This is a genomic window from Mycobacterium sp. IS-1556 (genome assembly GCF_001499985.1).
GTDB lineage: Bacteria > Actinomycetota > Actinomycetes > Mycobacteriales > Mycobacteriaceae > Mycobacterium.
The window spans coordinates 22373-41860 of record NZ_LQIM01000041.1 but is presented as its reverse complement, the minus strand read 5'-3'; the positions used below and the strand labels follow the sequence as shown (position 1 = coordinate 41860).

The following is a 19488-nucleotide window of genomic DNA, read 5'->3' as shown; positions in this document are numbered from 1 at the left end:
TTCGCGGCCGCCCGCCTGTAGGGCCTCTCGGCACGCGCGAGCGACCGGAAAATGTCACCCGGCATAGGCGTGTCGGTGTGCAAACACGGTCACTCGAGCGGAAAGGGGACTCAGCCGATGAGCACGGCGTAGCGCGGCTTGATCACGTCGTCGATGATCGACAGGCGCTCGTCGAACGAGATGAACGCCGACTTCATCGCGTTGATGGTGAACCGCTGTAGATCGCTCCAGCCGTAGCCGAAGGTCTCCACCAGCCGCAGCATCTCCTGGCTCATCGTGGTGTCACTCATCAGCCGATTGTCGGTATTGACCGTGACGCGAAACCGCAGCCGCGCCAGCAGATCGAACGGATGCTCGCCGATGCTGGCAACCGCGCCCGTCTGCACGTTGGACGACGGGCACAGCTCGAACGGAACCCGCTTGTCGCGCAGCAGTGCCGCCAGCCGGCCCAGTTGCGCGCTGCCGTCGGGCGCGACGGTGATGTCGTCGACGATCCGCACACCGTGGCCGAGGCGGTCGGCGCCGCAGAACGCGATCGCCTCGTGGATCGACGGCAGACCGAACGCCTCGCCCGCGTGGATCGTGAAGCGCGCGTTGTTGTTTCGCATGTACTCGAACGCGTCCAGGTGTCGCGTCGGTGGATAGCCGGCTTCCGCGCCGGCGATGTCGAAGCCGACGACACCCCTGTCGCGGAACCGGATCGCGAGTTCGGCGATCTCGAGCGAGCGCGCCGCGTGCCGCATCGCCGTCACCAGGCACCGCACGGTGATGCCCCGCCCTTCGGCGCTGGCCGCCTTCTCACCGTCGGCGAACCCGGCCATCACCGCGTCGACCACCGCGTCCAACGACAGGCCGCCATCGATGTGCAGTTCCGGCGCGAACCGGATCTCCGCGTAGACGACATTGTCGTCGGCGAGGTCCTCGACGCACTCGTAGGCCACCCGGTGCAGGGCCTCGGGCGTCTGCATGACGCCGACGGTGTGCGCGAACGGCTCCAAATAGCGCACCAGCGACCCGCTGTGCGCAGCGGTGCGGAAGAACGTCGCGAGTTCGTCGACGTCGGACGCGGGCAGGTCGTCGTAACCCGTCGCCTCGGCCAGCTCCAGGACGGTGGCCGGGCGCAGGCCGCCGTCCAGGTGGTCATGCAGCAGCGCCTTGGGCGCTTGCCTGATCGAGTCCAGCGTCAGCGGCGTCGTCATGTCGCTCTCCGGTCAGTCTCCGCTCGTGATTCGGTCGATGATCAATGGGCGCGCCGGCGGTGCGGTATCGGCGACGGTCCAGGCGCCGTCCAGTTCGGCGATCGCGGCCTCGAAGCGTTCGGGCGTCTCGGTGCTCAAGGTGAAAAGCGCCTGACCCGCGCTGACGGGCTCTCCGGGCCGCCGGTGAATGAGCAATCCGGCACCAGGTTGCACCCGCTCACCAGGGGCCGAGCGGCCCGCACCGAGTCGCCACACCGCCATACCCACCGCCATCGCGTCGATGTCCCCCATCGTGCCATCGCGAGGTGCCGTGATGGTTTCGACCGAGGTACGGAGCGGCAACGGCTGGCTCAGGTCGCCACCCTGCGCGGCGACCAAGTCGCGGAACCTGTCCATCGCCGAGCCGTCCTGAAGGGTCTGGGCTGGATCGACGCCGTCGATGTCCGCGGCGTCGAGCATCTCGGCGGCCAGCGCCAAGGTCAGCTCCACGACGTCGGGCGGCCCGCCGCCGGCGAGCACCTCCAGCGATTCGGCCACCTCCACGGCGTTGCCGACGGCGCGGCCCAGCGGCGTCGACATGTCGGTCAGCAGCGCCCTGGTGGCCAGGCCGTGCAGCGTTCCCAGCTCGACCATCGTGCGGGCCAGCTCCCGCGCTTCCTCCTCGGTCTTGAGGAACGCACCCGAACCGACCTTGGTGTCCAGCACCAGCGCCCGGGTGCCCTCGGCGATCTTCTTGCTCATGACCGAACTGGCGATGAGCGGCAGGGAGTCGACCGTGCTGGTGATGTCGCGCAGCGCATAGAGTTTGCGGTCCGCGGGCGCCAACTCCCCCGCCGCGAAGATCGCCGCACCGACGTCGCAAAGCTGTTGACGAATACGGTCTTTGGCCAACTCGGCGGTGAACCCGGGAATCGTCTCCAGCTTGTCGAGCGTGCCGCCGGTGTGGCCGAGTCCGCGGCCGGAGGCTTGAGGAACCGTCCCGCCGCAGGCCATCACCACCGGCACCAGCGGAATGGTGATCTTGTCGCCCACCCCACCGGTTGAGTGCTTGTCCACCAACGCCAGTGGCTTGCCACGGCGACTGAGATCGCTGAAGTCCAACCGTTCGCCGGAGTTCACCATGGCCGCAGTCCAACGGGCGATCTCGGCCGTGGTCATTCCGCGCAGGAAGATCGCCATCAGCAACGCCGACATCTGCTCGTCGCCCACCCGGCCATGGGTGTATGCGTCGATGACCCAGTCGATCGCCGCATCCGGGAGCGCCCCGCCGTCACGCTTGCGCCGGATCACCGTCGGCGCGTCAAATGTGAACTGCATCACGGAATTTCCCTTCTCCGCCGCGAGTGGGATCGACGCACGAATTCCCGCCGGATCGCGTGCCGGTAACCCTCGTTCGGCGATTCAAGTCTCCCGACCGCGCCTGGCCAGATCCTGCGGTCCGAACGCGTCGGGCAGTAGGTCCCTCAGCGTGCGCGGACCCTGCGGATGGTCGATGAGCATTTCCGGCCCGCCGTGCTCGAGCAGCACCTGACGGCACCGCCCGCATGGCATCAGCAGCTGGCCCGCCGCGTCGACGCACGACAGCGCGACAAGCCGTCCGCCACCGCTGGAATGTAGGTTGCAGACCACTGCGCACTCGGCACAGAGACCTAGGCCATATGAGACATTTTCCACATTGCAGCCGGCCACCACGCGGCCATCGTCTACCACCGCCGCCGCACCGACCGGGAAGCCCGAATAGGGTGCATAGGCGGTTTCTGCGGCTTCAATTGCTTTGTCCCGCAGCATCTTCCAGTCGATTTCCGTTGTCATGCCACCCCCGCCGGGCCGATCCTGAATGCATTCCGAAGTCCCGCGCGCGGAGCCGGTTTCAGCATAGGTAACCCTAACTTCGGCGCTTTTCAGGACATCGACGGCTAAACCGTAGTTCGTTTAGCAGTACAACTGGGTTTAGAGTCGCCCCGAGGTTTGGGTGAAGTGCGCGAACCGGATCAAGTCGCCGCCCGGTGCAGCTCGAAAGCCCAAACGTCCACCGAAGGCGTTGGAGGCCAGATGAGTACTCAAACTTCCGGGCTGGCGCCCGGGGGCCCGGCGGTGCCGGCTCCGCGATCGCGACCGCCGCGCAGGCGCACCCTCTACCGCGGCGATCCCGCGATGTGGTCCTGGGTCCTTCACCGCATCACGGGCGCGACGATCTTCTTCTTCCTGTTCGTCCACGTGCTCGACACCGCGCTGGTGCGCGTGAGCCCGCAGGCCTACAACGAGGTCATCGAGACCTACAAGACCCCGCTGATCGGATTGATGGAGATCGGCCTCGTCGTCGCGGTGCTCTATCACGCCCTCAACGGGATCCGCGTCATCCTGATCGACTTCTGGCAGCACGGCGCTCGCTACCAGCGGGTGATGCTGTGGATCGTCATCGGCGTCTTCCTGGCAATCTTCATCCCGTCGCTCGGTGTGATCGGGATGCACATGGCGGAGCGGTTCCTGTGAGCGCGCCGACGGGTGGGGCGACCGAAAAGGCGACAGAAAAGGCTGCGACCGAAAAGGCGGCGGAAAAGGCCTGGACTCCGCATCACCGCGAGGGACGCATCGCACCGGTGATGGAGAAGGAGCACGACCGGCCGGCCGGCCTGGACCATCCGCGGGCGCCGCGGCGGCCGCGCGGCATCCCGTACTTCGAGAAGTACGCGTGGCTGTTCATGCGTTTTTCGGGTGTCGCTCTTGTTTTTCTCGCGCTCGGCCACCTGTTCGTGATGCTGATGTGGGAGGACGGGGTCTACCGCATCGACTTCAACTACGTCGCCGAGCGTTGGGCCTCGCCGTTCTGGCAGATCTGGGACATGGCGCTGCTGTGGCTGGCCCAACTGCACGGCGCCAACGGCCTGCGCACCATCATCGGCGACTACGCGCGCAAGAACACCACGAAGTTCTGGCTGAACTCGCTGCTGCTGCTGGCCACGGGGTTCACCCTGGTGCTGGGCAGCTACGTGTTGGTCACCTTCGACGCGAACATCTCATGAGGGCGAGTCTGTAAATGATTGTTGAACATCGCTACGACGTCGTGATCGTCGGCGCGGGCGGGGCCGGTATGCGCGCCGCGGTCGAGGCCGGCCCGCGAGCCCGCACGGCGGTGCTGACCAAGCTGTACCCGACGCGCAGCCACACCGGAGCGGCGCAGGGCGGCATGTGCGCGGCGCTGGCCAACGTCGAGGAGGACAACTGGGAGTGGCACACCTTCGACACCGTCAAGGGCGGCGACTACCTCGCCGACCAGGATGCGGTCGAGATCATGTGCCGCGAGGCCATCGACGCGGTGCTCGACCTCGAGAAGATGGGGATGCCGTTCAACCGCACCCCCGAGGGCCGCATCGACCAGCGCCGGTTCGGCGGGCACACCCGCGACCACGGCAAGGCTCCGGTGCGCCGGGCGTGTTACGCCGCCGACCGCACCGGCCACATGATCCTGCAGACGCTGTACCAGAACTGCGTCAAGCACGACGTCGAGTTCTTCAACGAGTTCTACGCACTGGACATCGCGATGACCGAGACTCAGGGCGGGCCCGTCGCTACCGGCGTCATCGCCTACGAGTTGGCCACTGGCGACATCCACATCTTCCACGCCAAGGCGATCGTGTTCGCCACCGGCGGCTCGGGCCGGATGTACAAGACCACCTCCAACGCCCACACGCTCACCGGTGACGGCCTGGGCATCGTGTTCCGCAAGGGACTTCCCTTGGAGGACATGGAGTTTCACCAGTTCCATCCGACGGGTCTGGCGGGCCTGGGCATCCTGATCTCCGAGGCCGTGCGCGGCGAAGGCGGGCGGCTCTTGAATGCCGACGGCGAGCGGTTCATGGAGCGCTACGCGCCGACGATCGTCGACCTCGCCCCCCGCGACATCGTCGCCCGGTCGATGGTGCTCGAGGTGCTCGAGGGCCGCGGCGCGGGTCCGAACAAGGATTACGTCTACATCGACGTGCGCCACCTCGGCGAAGACGTGCTCGAGGCGAAGCTGCCCGACATCACCGAGTTCGCCCGCACCTACCTGGGCGTCGACCCGGTGAAGGAACTGGTGCCGGTGTATCCGACGTGCCACTACGTCATGGGCGGAATCCCGACGACGGTCAACGGCCAGGTGCTGCGCGACAACACGACGATCATCCCGGGCCTGTACGCGGCCGGGGAATGCGCGTGCGTGTCCGTGCACGGCGCCAACCGGCTGGGCACCAACTCGCTGCTGGACATCAACGTGTTCGGCCGTCGTGCGGGTATCGCCGCGGCCAATTACGCGCTGGGACACGATCACGTCGACCTGCCGGACAACCCGGCGGGCAAGGTGGTCGACTGGGTCGGCGACATCTTGAGCGAGCACGGCAACGAACGCGTCGCCGACATCCGCGGTGCGCTGCAGCAGTCGATGGACAACAACGCCGCGGTGTTCCGCACCGAGGAGACGCTCAAGCAAGCGCTGACCGACATCCACGCGCTCAAGGAGCGTTACGGGCGGATCACGGTGCAGGACAAGGGCAAGCGGTACAACAGCGATCTGCTCGAGGCGATCGAGCTGGGCTTCCTGCTGGAGCTCGCCGAGGTCACCGTCGTCGGGGCGCTGAACCGCAAGGAGTCCCGCGGCGGGCATGCCCGCGAGGACTACCCCAACCGCGACGACACCAACTACATGCGTCACACGATGGCGTACAAGCAGGGCACGGACCTGCTGTCCGACATCAGGTTGGACTACAAGCCGGTGGTGCAGACCCGGTATGAGCCGATGGAACGGAAGTACTGATGACTACTGACGAGCACACGAGCGTGGGGGCAAAATGACTCTGTCACCCGACGTCGAAAAGGCCGAGGCCACAACCCCTCCCGTGCCGGAGGGCGCGGTGATGGTGACGCTGAAGATCGCGCGGTTCAACCCCGAGGACCCGGATACGGCCGGCTGGCAGAGCTTCCGGGCACCGTGCCTGCCCACCGACCGGCTGCTCAACCTGCTGCACTACGTCAAGTGGTATCTGGACGGCACCTTGACGTTCCGGCGGTCGTGCGCGCACGGCGTGTGCGGCTCGGACGCGATGCGGATCAACGGCGTCAACCGGCTGGCGTGCAAGGTGCTGATGCGCGACATGCTGCCGAAGAACCCGCGCAAGCAACTGACGATCACGATCGAGCCGATCCGCGGACTGCCCGTGGAAAAGGACCTCGTGGTCGACATGGAGCCGTTCTTCGACGCCTACCGCGCGATCAAGCCCTACCTGATCACCAGCGGCAACCCGCCGACCCGCGAGCGCATCCAGAGCCAGACCGACCGCGCCCGCTATGACGACACCACCAAGTGCATCCTGTGCGCGTGCTGCACCACGAGTTGCCCGATCTACTGGAGCGAAGGCAGCTACTTCGGACCCGCCGCGATCGTCAACGCACACCGGTTCATCTTCGACAGCCGCGACGAGGCCGCCGCCGAGCGACTCGACATCCTCAACGAGGTCGACGGCGTGTGGCGCTGCCGCACCACGTTCAACTGCACCGAGTCGTGTCCGCGCGGCATTCAGGTCACCCAGGCGATCCAGGAGGTCAAGCGCGCGCTGATGTTCGCGCGCTAACGGGTGATTTCGGTGCCCGAACAGTCGGTCAGCGACTGTTCGGACACCCAAATCGCTACAGGACGATCACCGGGATGAAGACTCCGAAGAGCCAGAAGCCGAAGGCCTTGAAGCCCGGATCCCAGACCGGATGCACGCGGTAGCCCCAGTAGTCGATCCACTGCGGCGGATGCCCACGCCAATGCACGGCGGGCGGACGGCCCCAGCCCCACGGCGGGCGGTCGTCGTTGCGCCACTTGTTGACCTTCCACCACTTGTCCCAGTCGTGGTCGTTCCACCGGTTCCACTTCCAGTCACGGTCGTACTGCCAGTCGCCGTCGACCCACTCGTCGTGGTCGCGCGGCCCCCAGTCGGGGTCAGCGTTGGCGGTCACGGCGCCGGTACCCAGCGCAGCACCACCGAGCACGACGGCGACGGCGCCGTGGGCAGTGGCTTTCTTCAGGACTTTCGCGACGTCCATGTGTGACTCCTCGTCTCCCCGACATGAGCAGGAAACTGAGAAGGACAACCCCGACCGTCCGCCAAGTCTGATGTCGCCGCCGCGGCGGCTCCGAGTCCGGCCTGGACAGACTTGATCGATCTCACTGAGTTATCGGGCCATGGCCTGCCCGGCGTTACGTCGGCGAGCGAGCACGCTTGCGGAAACTGTTGTCACACATCCGGCGGCTGTCTCGTCATATGGGTATGACCGAGAAAGCACAGAAAACCCGCATCGAACCCCTACCCCCGCAGCGTGCCTCGCTGCTCACCAAGGTCTTCTACCGGGTCGCCAGGCGCCGGTTCGGCGAGGTGCCCGAGCCGTTCGCGGTGGCCGCGCATCACCCGCGGCTGATGATCGCCAACGTCGTCCACGAAGGCATGCTCGGCTCGGCGTCGAAGAAGCTGCCCAAGAGCGTGCGCGAGCTGGCGGTGTTCTGGACCGCCCGCACGGTCGGCTGCTCGTGGTGCGTCGACTTCGGCTCGATGCTGCAACGCCTCGACGGCCTGGACGTCGACCGGCTCAAGCACATCGATGACTACGCCACTTCCCCGCTGTTCTCCGACGACGAGCGCGCCGCGATCGCCTACGCCGACGCGATGACGACCGACCCGCACACCATCACCGACGAGCAGGTCGACGACCTCAGGCGGCGGTTCGGCGACGACGGCGTCATCGAGCTGACCTACCAGATCGGCGTGGAGAACATGCGGGCGCGGATGTACTCCGCGCTGGGCATCACCGAGCAGGGCTTCAATTCCGGTGACGCGTGCCGGGTTCCGTGGGCTAGCGAGGTCGCGTCTCGGGGGTGATCTCGATGTAGGCCATGTCGGTTCCGAGCGCCTGGCTGCCCTTGTCGAGACCGCGTTCGAACAGCTTCATCGGCAGGCTCCAGTTCGCCGCGATGGCCCGCTCGGCGTGCGCGTGTTCGGCCTCGGGCAGGATCCGCGCGATCCCGGCGACCGGTTGCCCCTTGGGTTTTCCGCGCAAGTTGCACTGCACCACCACAACTCGCGGATTGTTCCGCAGGCGCTTGACCTTACCGGTCGACGGGTCGGTCCGAACGTAGAGCTTTCCGTCGGCGAGACCGTGGTTGATGGGGCTCGGCATTGCTTCGCCGGACCGCTTGAACGTCACCAGCAGGATCTGGCGCGTCTTCTCGAAGCCCGTGAAGTCCGCACCTGTGGGAGCACCGACCTCGAAGGCTTCGTGATGGCGCATCTTGTCCATCCCGCGGAACATGAGCTTGCTCATCGTGGTAGCGAAATCAGCGGCCATATTTTCCTCTCAGCGGCGAACCGGTGAACTTGTCCGGGTTGGCGATATCCCAGATGGCACAGACCTTTCCGTCGCGCACGGTCATCGCGGTCACGCGTGGGGTCATCTCCGGATAGCCGTCGCGGGCCGGCGAACCCGGTGTCCAGCTGCCGAACTGACCGTTGATCAGTGCAGGCACACCCGTCTCGAGCCAGCCCGGGCCGTAGCGGCGGGCCAGGCCGAACAGGAACCGCGCAACCTTGTCCGGGCCGTGGATGACGCGCGGCGCGGTGGGCGCCCTGCGATTGGAGTCGCCGGTGAACGTCACGTCCGGATGGAGAAGGCGCACCACGGCTTCCATGTCGCCGGAGGCCAACGCCGCCATCAGCGCGCCGGCCACCTCGTTGTGTTCGTCGGGCGCAACCGGCGGCGGCGCATCGGCCACGGTCCGTCGCGCCCGCGACGCCAGTTGACGAGCCGCGGACGCGCTGACGCCGAGCACGTCGGCGATCTCGCCGAACGGCACACCGAAGCCGTCGTGCAGGACGAACGCGACCCGCTGGTCGGGTTTGAGCCGCTCGAGCACCACCATCGCGGCAAACCGAGCGTCTTCACCCGCGACCACCACCGCCAGCGGGTCGTTGCCGTCCAGCGCAGTGACCACCGGCTCGGGAAGCCATTCGCCCACATAGGTCTCGCGTCGATGCGTCGCCGACCGCAACCGATCGAGCCCCAGCCTGCTGACCACCGTGGTGAGCCAGCCCCGCAGGTTCGTGATCGCCTCCGAGTCGGCGGCGCTCCAGCGCAGCCACGCGTCCTGCACGATGTCCTCGGCATCGACGACCGTGCCGGTGAGCCGGTAGGCAACCGACAGCAGATGCGGTCGCAATGCCTCGAACTCGTCGATCCGCGTGCTGGCGGTCATAGTTCGAGCCTAGCGACTGCTCGCGCGCGTTCAGAATGTGCGCACCACGACTGCGTATCCGTCGAGGCGCAGCGAGCAAGGACCCGCTGGTAGCGAGACCACCACAGGCGCCGCGGTTTTGTTGATCAGCAACAGCTTCCGTGTGCCGTCCGTGCTGACGAAGCCCTGCGCGCACACCCGGGGGTCGGGCATCGCCGGTTGTCCGGTGCTGGTGGACACCACGGAATCGCCCGGTCCGAAGTGTCGCATCAGTAGTTCGAGTGCGTGATAGCGCGCATTGGGCAAGCCGGTGGCCCAGTCGATCAGTGTGACGCCAGGGATCATGCCGGGGTAGCCGATGAACTCGGCGACGCCGACCAGATCGACGCCCAGCCTGACAAGCTCCACCCATAGATAGGACTGCACGGCGGCGCTGAGGTCCCAGTACTCATCGGGGATATCGGGTGCCGGGTCCATCGGCTCGGCGGTGAAAGTGCCGATCTCGTTGACGAAAGTCTTGGTGTCGGGTGCAATCCGCGTGCGGATCGACTCAATGAAACGCGCCTGTTCGATGAATCCATCGGCCTGCGCGAAGAACGCGTCGCGCCAGTGTGCGAACGGCGGATTCCCCTCGCGCGAGTAGGGATTGACGATCTCAGGGTGAGCGTAGAGGTGGTAGGACATGGCGTCTGGCGCCGCGCCGCCATCGTGGTTGGCCGGATCGAGGAATTGCCAGAAGTACTCGGGATCTCGGTGCATGTGCGTCAACGACAAGCCTACGAATTTCATCTCCGGGTCCAGCGGGCGCAGCCGGGTCACCACCGCGTCAAACAGCTTCGCGTAGGTCTGTGGTGACATGCCGCGGATATCTGGTTCGCACAACACCTCCCAGTAGGCGAAGCGGTAGTGGTGCCCGGATTCATGCCATTGGCCGAGTTCATCGGTGAATCCGCCGGCGATATACCAGCTGGCGATCCGGTAGAAGTAGTCGGCCACCTCGGCGCAGGTGGGATCGCGCAGTTCGGCACACGACTCGTAATGCCAGACAATTTCATTGGGATCCTCGGGAAGGTCAGCGATGTCCGTGGTGAACATCCACGCCGGAATGGTCGCGAAATTCATGACCACCGGCCGACCCTGTGCGGCATCCATGAAGTCGGCCACGAAGGGGTCGAGAAGTTCAAAATTCCAAGAGGTTTCAGTTTCTGTCGGCGCGACCAGCTCCGGGACCGAGACGCGCGGATGGGCGAACCAGGGCAGGAATCGGGCCAGATCCGCTTCGAGGTTTCGAAGCGCCTGAAAGGCCTTGACGTGGATCGGTGAGCCGCGCCGCAGTGGCGGCGCGGTCCAAAGGTGGGTCGTCAGTGTGGTCTGCGATCTGCGATCGATCGTGTCCCAGTCGACGTTGATCCGAATCGTCATCGTCCCTCCTTAGAAATGAAGAAGAGTGCGGGCAGGATGGCCTGGTCGACGATGGCGGCCAGGCTCGTGTCGTCGGGCATGTCGCCGGTGTCGATCTGGTGTTTGATCACCAGCGCCTCACCGATGTCGCAGACGACAGGCGTCACCAGCCGGGCGTCGATCTCGCCGAGCGCGGCGTAGTGCTCCAGCACCGTGCGCGTGAAGCGTCCACCGTGTGGGTCAAAAACGCGGCTGTACAACGCCTCCGCGAGGTCGGGGCGTCGTCGCCGGTCGGCGAGGATGGCGGCCACCGCGGGTGCCGATGGCCCGGTCAGCCATGCCCTGAGCGATTCGAGCGACCGCAGCAGGTCGGCCCGCAGATCCCCGCCCGCGGGCGTAGGTAGTTCGACGGGGTAGGCCTCGCTCAGCGCGTCCAGAAGTAGGTCCTCGACCGTGGGCCAGTGCCGGTAGATCGAAGTTTTGGCCACACCGGCGCGCCGAGCGACGCCCTCGATGGACAGCCGGCCGATGCCTGATTCGGCAGCCTCCGCCAGCACTGCGGTTCGACAGTCGGCGATCAGCTGATCGAGCGTTCGTCTCCGCACGCCCCAAATCATAGAAACGGCTTAGTAGCTACGCAACCGTTTCTATCTGGAGGGTTCCCTGCGTGCGCCCGGCGGGCCGCCCGCCGGCACTCACCGCAGCGCCGTCGATCCAGCTGCCTGTCAGGCTTGCGGAAACCGCCGTCATGGCGTTCACGCTATCCGGCGCGGCCGCGCCAGGCTACGCATTCCCGCCATCCGAGGCGGCTCAGGCGAGGGTTTCAAGGCCGTTGGTTGCCCGCTACGACGGATTCCGTGCACAATCACTGGCATGTCTACTCCGGGTGCTGCGCACGGCGTCGGGCCCGTTTCGTTCCGTGTAAACCATTCTCGACCGGGCGCCGCGTTCCAGCTCGATGACCTGTCGAAGCAGATCATCGAGAAGCTCCAGCAGGACGGCCGCCGCTCCTATGCGGGCATCGGCAAGGCCGTCGGGCTGTCGGAAGCCGCCGTACGCCAGCGGGTGCAACGCATGGTCGACGCGGGCGTCATGCAGATCGTCGCCGTCACCGACCCGCTGCAGTTGGGCTTCGCCCGGCAGGCGATGATCGGCATCCGCTGCACCGGCGACACCACCAAGGTGGCCGAGAGGCTTGCCGCCATCGAATCCGTCGACTATGTGGTGCTGACCGCGGGATCGTTCGACGCGATCATCGAGGTCGTCTGCGCGGACGACGACGAGCTCCTCGACCTGCTCAACACCCAGATCCGCGCCGTGCCCGGAGTGCTGTCCACCGAGACGCTCGTCTACCTGAAACTGGTCAAGCAGCAATACAATTGGGGCACAAGGTGACTACAACCGGTATCGTGCAAGACTTTTCGACCGATCTCGACGCAAAAGCGCACCGCCACCTGTGGGGCCACTTCGCCCGGCACGGTGCCGGCATCACCCCGCCGATCATCACCCGCGGCGAGGGCATCACGATCTGGGACAGCAAGGGTAAGAGCTACATCGACGGGCTGTCGGGGCTTTTCGTCGTCCAGGTGGGTCACGGCCGCCACGAACTGGCCGAGGCCGCGGCCAAACAGGCCGAGCAGCTGGCGTTCTTCCCGCTCTGGTCCTACGCCACGCCGACCGCCATCGAACTGGCCGAGCGGATAGCCAACTACGCCCCCGGCGACCTGAACCGGGTCTTCTTCACCACCGGCGGCGGCGAGGCCGTCGAATCGGCGTGGAAGCTGGCCAAGAACTATTTCAAGCTCATCGGCAAACCCGGTAAGCACAAGGTGGTTTCGCGGTCGATCGCCTACCACGGCACGCCACAGGGCGCGTTGGCCATCACCGGACTGCCGGTGTTCAAGGCGCCGTTCGAGCCGCTGACACCCGGCGGATTCCGGGTGCCGAACACCAACTTCTACCGGGCGCCCGCGCCGTATCAAAGCGACGAGAAGGCGTTCGGGCAGTATTGCGCGGACCGGATCGCCGAAGCGATCGAGTTCGAAGGACCGGACACCGTCGCGGCGGTCTTCCTGGAACCGGTGCAGAACGCCGGCGGCTGCTTCCCGCCTCCGCCAGGGTATTTCGAGCGGGTCCGCGAAATCTGCGACGAATACGACGTGCTGCTGGTCTCCGACGAGGTCATCTGCGCCTTCGGCCGGATCGGGTCGATGTTCGCCTGTGACGACTTCGGCTACGTGCCCGACATCATCACCTGCGCCAAGGGTTTGACGTCGGGCTACTCCCCGATCGGCGCGATGATCGCCAGCGACCGGTTGTTCGAGCCGTTCGACGACGGCAAAACGACGTTCGCGCACGGATACACGTTCGGCGGGCATCCGGTGTCGTCGGCGGTGGCGCTGGCCAACCTCGACATCTTCGAGCGTGAGGGCCTCAACGACCACGTCAAGGAGAACGCCCCGCGGCTGCGGGCCACCCTCGAGCGGCTCTACGACCTGCCGATCGTCGGCGACGTCCGCGGCGAGGGCTTCTTCTACGGCATCGAGTTGGTCAAAGACAAGGCGACCAAGGAAACCTTCGACGACGAGGAAAGTGAGCGGCTACTCCGTGGCTTTCTCACCCCCGCGCTGTTCGAGGCGGGGCTGTACTGCCGGGCCGACGACCGCGGTGACCCGGTCGTCCAGCTGGCGCCGCCGCTGATCAGCGGTCCGAGGGAGTTCGAGGCGATCTACGACATCATGCGCAGCGTGCTCGACGAAGCGGGCCGACTGCTCTAGCCCGTCGGCGTAGCGTCGGCGACGTGTCCGCCTCGAAGAAGCCGCCGATCGATCCCGTCCGCTGGCAGCCGCCATCCGTCGACCCGCTGCCCGACCTGCCTCCGGCCGAGCTGACCGTCGTCCCGTTGCCGGGCAACGCGCCCGAGGACGTGGTCGTCGACGCCGACGGCGCCGTATGGACGGGTGTGGACGACGGCCGCATCCTGCGCATCCCGGCCGACGGCGGAGACCCCGTCGCCGTCGCCACGACGGAGGGCCGCCCGCTCGGGCTGCACGTCGCCCACGACGGCCGAATCCTGGTGTGCACCAGTCCCGGGGGCCTGCGCTCACTGGATCCGGCCAGCGGCACACTGGAGACACTCGTCGCCGAGGTCGACGACCGGCGATTGATGTTCTGCTCGAACGTCACCCAATCACCGGATGGCACAATCTATTTCACCGAGTCGACGAGCGCGTTCAGCTATGCCCATTTCAAGGGCGCGGTGATGGAGGCACGGCCGCGCGGCAGCCTGTTTCGGCGTGACGCCGAGGGCACCGTGCTCACCGCGGTGCCGGGTCTGTACTTCGCCAACGGTGTGACGCCGACTGCCGACGGCTCGGCGTTGGTGTTCGCCGAGACGATGGGACGCCGGCTGTCGAAGTTCTGGCTGACCGGGGAGCGGGCCGGCACGGTGACACCGCTTCGGGAGAACCTGCCCGGCCATCCGGACAACCTGTCCACCGGCGCGGACGGCCGCATCTGGTGCGCGATGGTCTCACCGCTCAACGCCGCGGCCGAATGGCTCGCGCCGCGCTGGCCGGCGCTGCGCAAGCTGCTATGGAAGCTGCCCGACACACTGCAACCCCAGATCAAACCCGAGGTGTGGGCGGTGGCCTTCGATCCCGACAGCGGCGAAGTCGTCGCCGGCTTGCGCACCGAACATCCGCAGTTCGGCATGGTCACCGGCCTGGTCGAGGCCGGCGGCCGACTGTGGATGGGCTGCATCGGTTTCCCGGCCGTCGCGCACTGTGCACTCCCCCTCTGACGCCGAGTGCACGCGTGTTGTACACAAATGCCGATTAGGCGTGCGTCAAGCGTGCACTCGGCGCGAACCGCCAGTCACAAATGAAACGTGAGTAACAGCAGTCACAGCGCGCCTCCGCAGGATCCTCGCGAATACGCCTTAATCTGCGCTCGATGGCGAAGTTTCGAAATTCGTTGAACCGCGCCGCCGTGCTGGCAGCGGCCTTGTTCGTAGCCGCAGCGCCCGCTGTGGCAAGTGCTCAGCCGCCAGCCGCGCCGGAGGCCAACGCGTGCCCGTACCGCGAGGTGACCCCGCCGGCGGTCGACGCCTCCGAGGTGCCCAAACCCGGTGAGGCGCCGCCCGCTCCTCTGCCGGTGCCCGCGACACCGATGGGCGGCGAGAAGTTGTCCGGCTGCGGCATCATCACCGCGCCGGGGACGCCGCCGCTGCCCAACGACGTCTCCGCCGAGGCGTGGCTGGTCGCCGACCTCGACACCGGCGACGTCATCGCGGCCAAGGACCCGCACGGCAGGCACCGGCCCGCCAGCATCATCAAGGTGCTGACCGCCATGCAGGCGATCAAGGAATTGCCGATCCACCGCGTCGTGCCGGGCACCGCCGAGGACGCCAGCCAGGAAGGCACGAAGGTCGGAGTCGGCGAAGGGGGCCACTACTCGATCAACGACCTGCTGCACGGGTTGCTGATGTACTCGGGCAACGACGCCGCATTCGCGCTGGCGCGCCAACTCGGCGGCTGGGACGCCACGCTGAAGAAACTCAACGACCTGGCCCGCAAGCTCGGCGGTCTCGACACCAGGGTGGCCACGCCGTCCGGCCTCGACGGTCCCGGCATGAGCACATCGGCCTACGACATGGCGCTGTTCTACCGCTACGCCTGGCGCAACCCGATCTTCGCCGACATCGTGTCCACCAAGACGTTCGACTTCCCCGGCCGCGGTGATGCCGGATATCCGATCGAGAACGACAACAAGCTGCTACTCAACTACCCCGGCGCGATGGGCGGTAAGACCGGTTACACCGACGACGCCGGCCAGACCTTCGTCGGCGCGGCCGACCGCGACGGCCGCCGACTCGTCGCCATCCTCCTGAAGGGCACCCGCCAGCCGATCGCTCCGTGGGCACAGGCGGCACATCTGCTCGACTACGGCTTCGCGACGCCCCCGGGCACCAGCGTGGGCACCTTGATCGAGCCGGACCCGTCGCTGCTCGACCCCAAGCCGAGCGCCGACGGCGCGAACCCGGCAGTCAACGCCGCCCCGATGCTGTCGGACGTCGACGCGATGCCGGTGCGGGTCGGCGTCGCGGTGGTCGGCAGCGTGATCGTCTTCGGGTTGATCATGGGCGCCCGGTCACTGAACCGGCGACCACAGCACTAAACCTCGCCCCACGGCCGCAGCAGTCGCTCGGCCTCCGCGCACAGCGATTCGATGACCTCGGCGGCCGACCGCGGTTCGCGCACCATGCCCACGCCCTGTCCGGCGTTGACGGGCGCCACTCGATAGTCCTCGGTGGCGACCGCCGACGCGAGAGCCTCGCGGGCGTCGGCGTCGAGGAGGTCCTCGCGACCGTCGAAGCGGTCCACGAAATCGTTGCGCAGAACCCGCTCGGGAAGCGTTGCAGGCCAAGGGTATTCCTGTGCCACGTCGAAAACCCGCGTGGTCGCCGTGTCGACACCGCGCGCTGCCAGAAGCCGTACCCGGGCAGCGGGCGACGTCAAAGCCTCCGTGCAAGTGGTGAACACGGTGCCGAGCCACGCGCCGGCGGCTCCAGCGGCCAGAACCGCGGCCACCCCTCGGCCGGAGGCGATGCCGCCCGCGGCAAGCACAGGCACGGGCACCTCGTCGAGCACCTCCGCGAGCAACGGCAGGGTGCCGACGCGCGGCTCGCCGTGCCCTCCCCCTTCGGCTCCGCGCGCCACCACCACGTCGACACCGGCGTCCACCGCGCGCCGCGCGGCGGTCACGTCGGCCACTTGTACAGCCACCGGCACACCCGCGTCGTGGGCTCTGCGCACCCACGACCAGTCGTCGCCGAAACTCACGGACAACAGCGCGGGCTTCGCCGACAGCGCGACCTCCAGCAGGTCGGGCTCGGCCTCCGTCACCCAGTGCACGAGCCCGATGCCGAACGGATGCGAAAGTCCGGACACGTGCGGCAGTTCGGCCGCCAGCCCCGCGGCCGTCGCCGAACTGCCCATCCCGATCATGCCGAGCCCACCCGCCCGGGACACCGCCGCGGCCAGGGCGCCGCCTGCCGCTCCGCCCATCGGGGCGTTGACGATCGGCGCCTCCAGCCCCATCCGACGGGACCACGGTGTCGACAACGCCACGCAGCGGGACCCTACTCCTTTGCTACCGTGGACAGCGATTGGCATGTGAACCATGCGATCCGGACGAGGGGCACCGTACCCGGCCAGCGACAAGACGGCGCCGACGGAGTTGTGTGATGGCTTGGTTGATTCTCGTCGTGTCGGGAGTTCTGGAAGCGGTGTGGGCGTCCGCGCTCAGCAAGACGGAGGGCTTCACCCGCGTGGGCCCGTCGACGGTGTTCCTGGTGGCACTGGTGCTGTCGATGGTCGGCCTGGGCTTCGCGATGCGCAGCCTGCCCCCCGGCACCAGCTATGCGGTCTGGGTCGGGATCGGCGCGGCGCTGACCGTCGCCTACGCGATGATCACCGGAGCCGAAAGCGCGTCGGCGATCAAGGTGCTGTTGATCGTCGGCATCATCGGCTGTGTGGTCGGGCTCAAAGCGGTCAGTTAGCGATCGCGGGTCCAGCGCGAGATACCCAGCGCTCCAAGGGCTCCCACCGCGGCTGCGGTCAGCACACCGCCCGCGCCGACGCCCTCATGCACCTGCACCCGCGGTGCGATCCGGGCGAGGCCCGGCGGTTCGACGGGCGCGGCCTCGAGGTTTTCGGTCGACGTGGCGGCCCACGCCGTGGCGAACAGGATGAGGCGCGACGTGATGTAGGCGAACACCATCAGGCCCAGCACCGGGCCGAAGGTTGCCCCCGCCGGGCCGGTCACGACCGACTGCAGGTAGATCGACGCCACCTGCTTGAAGATCTCGAACGCCACCGCCGCCAACAGCCCGGCTCGTAGCGCGGAGCGGAAGCTGACGGATTCGCGGGGCAGCCGCGAGATGATCCACGTGAACAGCAGCCAGCTGATCAACACCGAAACCAACAGCGAAACCACCCGCAACAGCACGCTCATGCCCGGGACATCCTGCAGCCCAACCCATTCCACCGCTTTGCGCGCCAAACCGGAACTGCTGACCACGGTCAGCGCGACAGTGAGTGCGATCGCGAGGAACAGGCCGGCGATCGCCGTCAGGTCCGACAGCTTGGTGCGCAGGAAGGCTTTGGGCTCCCCGCGCGTCAGGCCCCACATCTGGCTCAGCGCCTCACGCAGATTCGCCATCCAGCCCAGCCCCGCCCAGACCGCGGCGAGCAAGCCGATGACTCCGACCGAGGTGCGGGACTCGATCGCCGAGTCCATCAGCTCCACCAGTTGGGTGCCGGAGTCACCGGACACCGACGCCCTGATCCGGTCTTGGATCTCGGCGAGCAGCTCCGGCTGGCTGGCCAGGATGAAACCGGCGATGGCGAAGCCGACCATCAGCAAGGGGAACAGCGCGAAGATCGTGAAGTAGGTGATGCCGGCCGCGTAGAAGTCGCCCTTACTGTCCTTGTAGCGCTCCTGCGCTCGCATGGCGTGGTCGAACCAGCGATACCGCGCCCGGAACCGATCGACGAACCCCGGCTTGTCATCCGGCTCGGCATGGGTCATGCCAGCCTCCCCAACACTTCAGCAGCGTCGCCGCAAAAACCCTAACCGGTCGTATACCCGTTCGAGCGTTTTCGCAGACACCTCGCGGGCGCGCTCGGCCCCCGCCGCCAACACCGATTCCAGTTCGGCGGGATCGCCCAGCAGTTCGTCGACCCTGGCCTTGATCGGGCTGACGAACTCGACCACGGCCTCCGCGGTGTCGGACTTCAGATCGCCGTATCCGCGTCCCGCGTAACCCTCGACGAGCTTGTCGACGTCGGCGCCGGTGACCGCCGACTGGATGGTCAGCAGGTTCGAGACGCCGGGTTTGGCGTCGGGGTCGTAGCGCACCTCGCGCTCGCTGTCGGTGACCGCCGAGCGGATCTTCTTGGCCGACGCTTTCGGATCGTCGAGCAGGCCGATCAACCCGGCGTCGGTGCCCGCCGATTTGCTCATCTTCGACGTCGGATCCTGCAGATCGAAGATCTTGGCGGTCGCCTTCGGGATCAGCGGTTCGGGGATGATGAACGTCTCCGGGAAGCGTGAGTTGAACCGTTGCGCCACATCGCGCGCCAACTCCAGGTGCTGTCGCTGATCCTCCCCGACCGGAACCAGGTCGGTGTCGTAGAGCAGCACATCGGCGGCCATCAGCACCGGATAGGTGAACAGCCCGACAGTGGTGGCCTCGCTGCCTTCCTTCTGCGATTTGTCCTTGAACTGCGTCATCCGCGACGCCTGCCCGAAACCCGTGAAACAGCCCAGTACCCATGACAATTCGGTGTGCGCCGGTACATGGCTCTGCACGAAGATCGTGCTGCGCGCGGGGTCGATACCCAGCGCCAGGTACTGCGCGGCGGTGACGAGGGTGCGCCGCCGCAACTGTTCGGGGTCCTGCGGAATCGTGATCGCGTGCAGGTCCACCACGCAGAAGAACGCGTCGTAGTCGTCCTGCAGGCCGACCCACTGCGTGATGGCCCCCAGCGCGTTGCCCAGGTGAAGGGAATCTGAGGTGGGCTGCACGCCCGAGAAGACGATTTGCTGCGCGGAACTGCTCATGATGGGCCCATCTTT

The 19488-nt window shown here is 66.8% G+C and carries 20 protein-coding genes, 1 pseudogene and 1 riboswitch; of the genes and pseudogenes, 10 read left to right on the top strand and 11 right to left on the bottom strand.

Translation table 11 applies throughout. The annotated features are described in order from the left end of the window. Positions 1–110: 110 nt before the first annotated feature. The 3 genes from AU187_RS23000 to AU187_RS22990 all read right to left on the bottom strand — a co-directional run bounded on the left by AU187_RS23000 (position 111) and on the right by AU187_RS22990 (position 3011). On the bottom strand, positions 111–1199 hold the full coding sequence (locus AU187_RS23000; protein WP_059167369.1) for an adenosine deaminase: 1089 nt from the start codon (positions 1197–1199) through the stop codon (positions 111–113). A 12-nt stretch (positions 1200–1211) separates the two neighbouring features. Further along, positions 1212–2519 carry a thymidine phosphorylase gene (locus AU187_RS22995; RefSeq protein ID WP_172800344.1) on the bottom strand — a complete coding sequence of 436 codons (1308 nt, stop codon included), beginning with the start codon at positions 2517–2519 and terminating at the stop codon, positions 1212–1214. 81 nt (positions 2520–2600) lie between these two features. After that, the gene (locus AU187_RS22990; RefSeq protein WP_059167367.1) at positions 2601–3011 is read right to left on the bottom strand and encodes a cytidine deaminase; all 411 of its coding nucleotides are present in this window, start codon (positions 3009–3011) and stop codon (positions 2601–2603) included. A 240-nt stretch (positions 3012–3251) separates the two neighbouring features. Between AU187_RS22990 and sdhC the strand changes: the two genes are divergently transcribed. From sdhC to AU187_RS22970, 4 genes are all read left to right on the top strand, one after another. Further along, positions 3252–3692 carry a succinate dehydrogenase, cytochrome b556 subunit gene (gene sdhC / locus AU187_RS22985; RefSeq protein ID WP_082683743.1) on the top strand — a complete coding sequence of 147 codons (441 nt, stop codon included), beginning with the start codon at positions 3252–3254 and terminating at the stop codon, positions 3690–3692. Positions 3693–3802: 110 nt separating this feature from the next. Further along, positions 3803–4222, top strand: a complete 420-nt coding sequence (locus AU187_RS22980) for a succinate dehydrogenase hydrophobic membrane anchor subunit (RefSeq protein ID WP_059164153.1) — start codon at positions 3803–3805, stop codon at positions 4220–4222. Between the two features lie 14 nt (positions 4223–4236). After that, positions 4237–5991: a succinate dehydrogenase flavoprotein subunit gene (gene sdhA / locus AU187_RS22975; RefSeq protein WP_059167366.1), complete on the top strand. Its 1755-nt coding sequence runs from the start codon at positions 4237–4239 to the stop codon at positions 5989–5991. A 34-nt stretch (positions 5992–6025) separates the two neighbouring features. Beyond that, positions 6026–6805: a succinate dehydrogenase iron-sulfur subunit gene (locus AU187_RS22970; RefSeq protein WP_059167365.1), complete on the top strand. Its 780-nt coding sequence runs from the start codon at positions 6026–6028 to the stop codon at positions 6803–6805. A gap of 55 nt (positions 6806–6860) precedes the next feature. On the opposite strand, the gene AU187_RS22965 is transcribed toward AU187_RS22970, so the two are convergent. Beyond that, the gene (locus AU187_RS22965; protein ID WP_059167364.1) at positions 6861–7265 is read right to left on the bottom strand and encodes a hypothetical protein; all 405 of its coding nucleotides are present in this window, start codon (positions 7263–7265) and stop codon (positions 6861–6863) included. 233 nt (positions 7266–7498) lie between these two features. Between AU187_RS22965 and AU187_RS22960 the strand changes: the two are divergent. After that, positions 7499–8095, top strand: a pseudogene (locus tag AU187_RS22960) (carboxymuconolactone decarboxylase family protein); the annotation flags it as partial. Here AU187_RS22960 and AU187_RS22955 read toward each other — a convergent pair. Genes AU187_RS22955 through AU187_RS22940 form a run of 4 tightly spaced genes read right to left on the bottom strand, consistent with a single transcriptional unit; the run spans position 8070 to position 11450 of the window. Further along, on the bottom strand, positions 8070–8537 hold the full coding sequence (locus AU187_RS22955) for a PPOX class F420-dependent oxidoreductase (RefSeq protein ID WP_172800342.1): 468 nt from the start codon (positions 8535–8537) through the stop codon (positions 8070–8072). The pseudogene AU187_RS22960 and the gene AU187_RS22955 overlap by 26 nt on opposite strands. A 13-nt stretch (positions 8538–8550) precedes the next feature. After that, on the bottom strand, positions 8551–9465 hold the full coding sequence (locus tag AU187_RS22950; RefSeq protein ID WP_059099431.1) for a sigma-70 family RNA polymerase sigma factor: 915 nt from the start codon (positions 9463–9465) through the stop codon (positions 8551–8553). A gap of 30 nt (positions 9466–9495) precedes the next feature. After that, the gene (locus tag AU187_RS26095) at positions 9496–10866 is read right to left on the bottom strand and encodes a hypothetical protein (RefSeq protein ID WP_059167361.1); all 1371 of its coding nucleotides are present in this window, start codon (positions 10864–10866) and stop codon (positions 9496–9498) included. After that, complete coding sequence (locus tag AU187_RS22940) at positions 10863–11450, bottom strand: TetR/AcrR family transcriptional regulator (RefSeq protein WP_286132127.1); 588 nt, start codon at positions 11448–11450, stop codon at positions 10863–10865. Before AU187_RS22940 ends, AU187_RS26095 begins: the two co-directional genes overlap by 4 nt. Before the next feature lie 268 nt (positions 11451–11718). Here AU187_RS22940 and AU187_RS22935 point away from each other — a divergent pair, with 268 nt between their 5' ends. The 4 genes from AU187_RS22935 to AU187_RS22920 all read left to right on the top strand — a co-directional run bounded on the left by AU187_RS22935 (position 11719) and on the right by AU187_RS22920 (position 16023). Beyond that, positions 11719–12240 (top strand): Lrp/AsnC family transcriptional regulator, encoded by a 522-nt coding sequence (locus tag AU187_RS22935; RefSeq protein ID WP_059099428.1) that lies wholly within the window; start codon positions 11719–11721, stop codon positions 12238–12240. Further along, positions 12237–13622, top strand: coding sequence for an aspartate aminotransferase family protein (locus tag AU187_RS22930; protein WP_059167359.1), 1386 nt, complete (start codon positions 12237–12239; stop codon positions 13620–13622). Before AU187_RS22935 ends, AU187_RS22930 begins: the two co-directional genes overlap by 4 nt. 23 nt (positions 13623–13645) lie before the next feature. Then, positions 13646–14647 carry an SMP-30/gluconolactonase/LRE family protein gene (locus AU187_RS22925; protein ID WP_059167358.1) on the top strand — a complete coding sequence of 334 codons (1002 nt, stop codon included), beginning with the start codon at positions 13646–13648 and terminating at the stop codon, positions 14645–14647. Between the two features lie 152 nt (positions 14648–14799). Continuing rightward, entirely contained in the window at positions 14800–16023 is a 1224-nt protein-coding gene (locus tag AU187_RS22920) for a D-alanyl-D-alanine carboxypeptidase family protein (protein WP_059167357.1), read from the top strand. Here the strand turns inward: AU187_RS22920 and AU187_RS22915 are convergent. Beyond that, positions 16020–16946, bottom strand: coding sequence for an NAD(P)H-dependent flavin oxidoreductase (locus tag AU187_RS22915; RefSeq protein WP_353612206.1), 927 nt, complete (start codon positions 16944–16946; stop codon positions 16020–16022). The two genes, AU187_RS22920 and AU187_RS22915, sit on opposite strands and share 4 nt — an antisense overlap. Positions 16947–17012: 66 nt before the next feature. After that, positions 17013–17080, top strand: a riboswitch (guanidine-III (ykkC-III) riboswitch). A 12-nt stretch (positions 17081–17092) separates the two neighbouring features. Between AU187_RS22915 and AU187_RS22910 the strand changes: the two genes are divergently transcribed. Next, positions 17093–17407 (top strand): DMT family transporter, encoded by a 315-nt coding sequence (locus AU187_RS22910; protein ID WP_059167355.1) that lies wholly within the window; start codon positions 17093–17095, stop codon positions 17405–17407. Here AU187_RS22910 and yhjD read toward each other — a convergent pair. Together yhjD and trpS are read right to left on the bottom strand one after the other, a co-directional pair. Next, entirely contained in the window at positions 17404–18438 is a 1035-nt protein-coding gene (gene yhjD, locus AU187_RS22905) for an inner membrane protein YhjD (protein WP_059167354.1), read from the bottom strand. The genes AU187_RS22910 and yhjD overlap by 4 nt on opposite strands. Before the next feature lie 18 nt (positions 18439–18456). Next, on the bottom strand, positions 18457–19473 hold the full coding sequence (trpS, locus tag AU187_RS22900; protein WP_059167353.1) for a tryptophan--tRNA ligase: 1017 nt from the start codon (positions 19471–19473) through the stop codon (positions 18457–18459). Positions 19474–19488 lie beyond the last annotated feature (15 nt).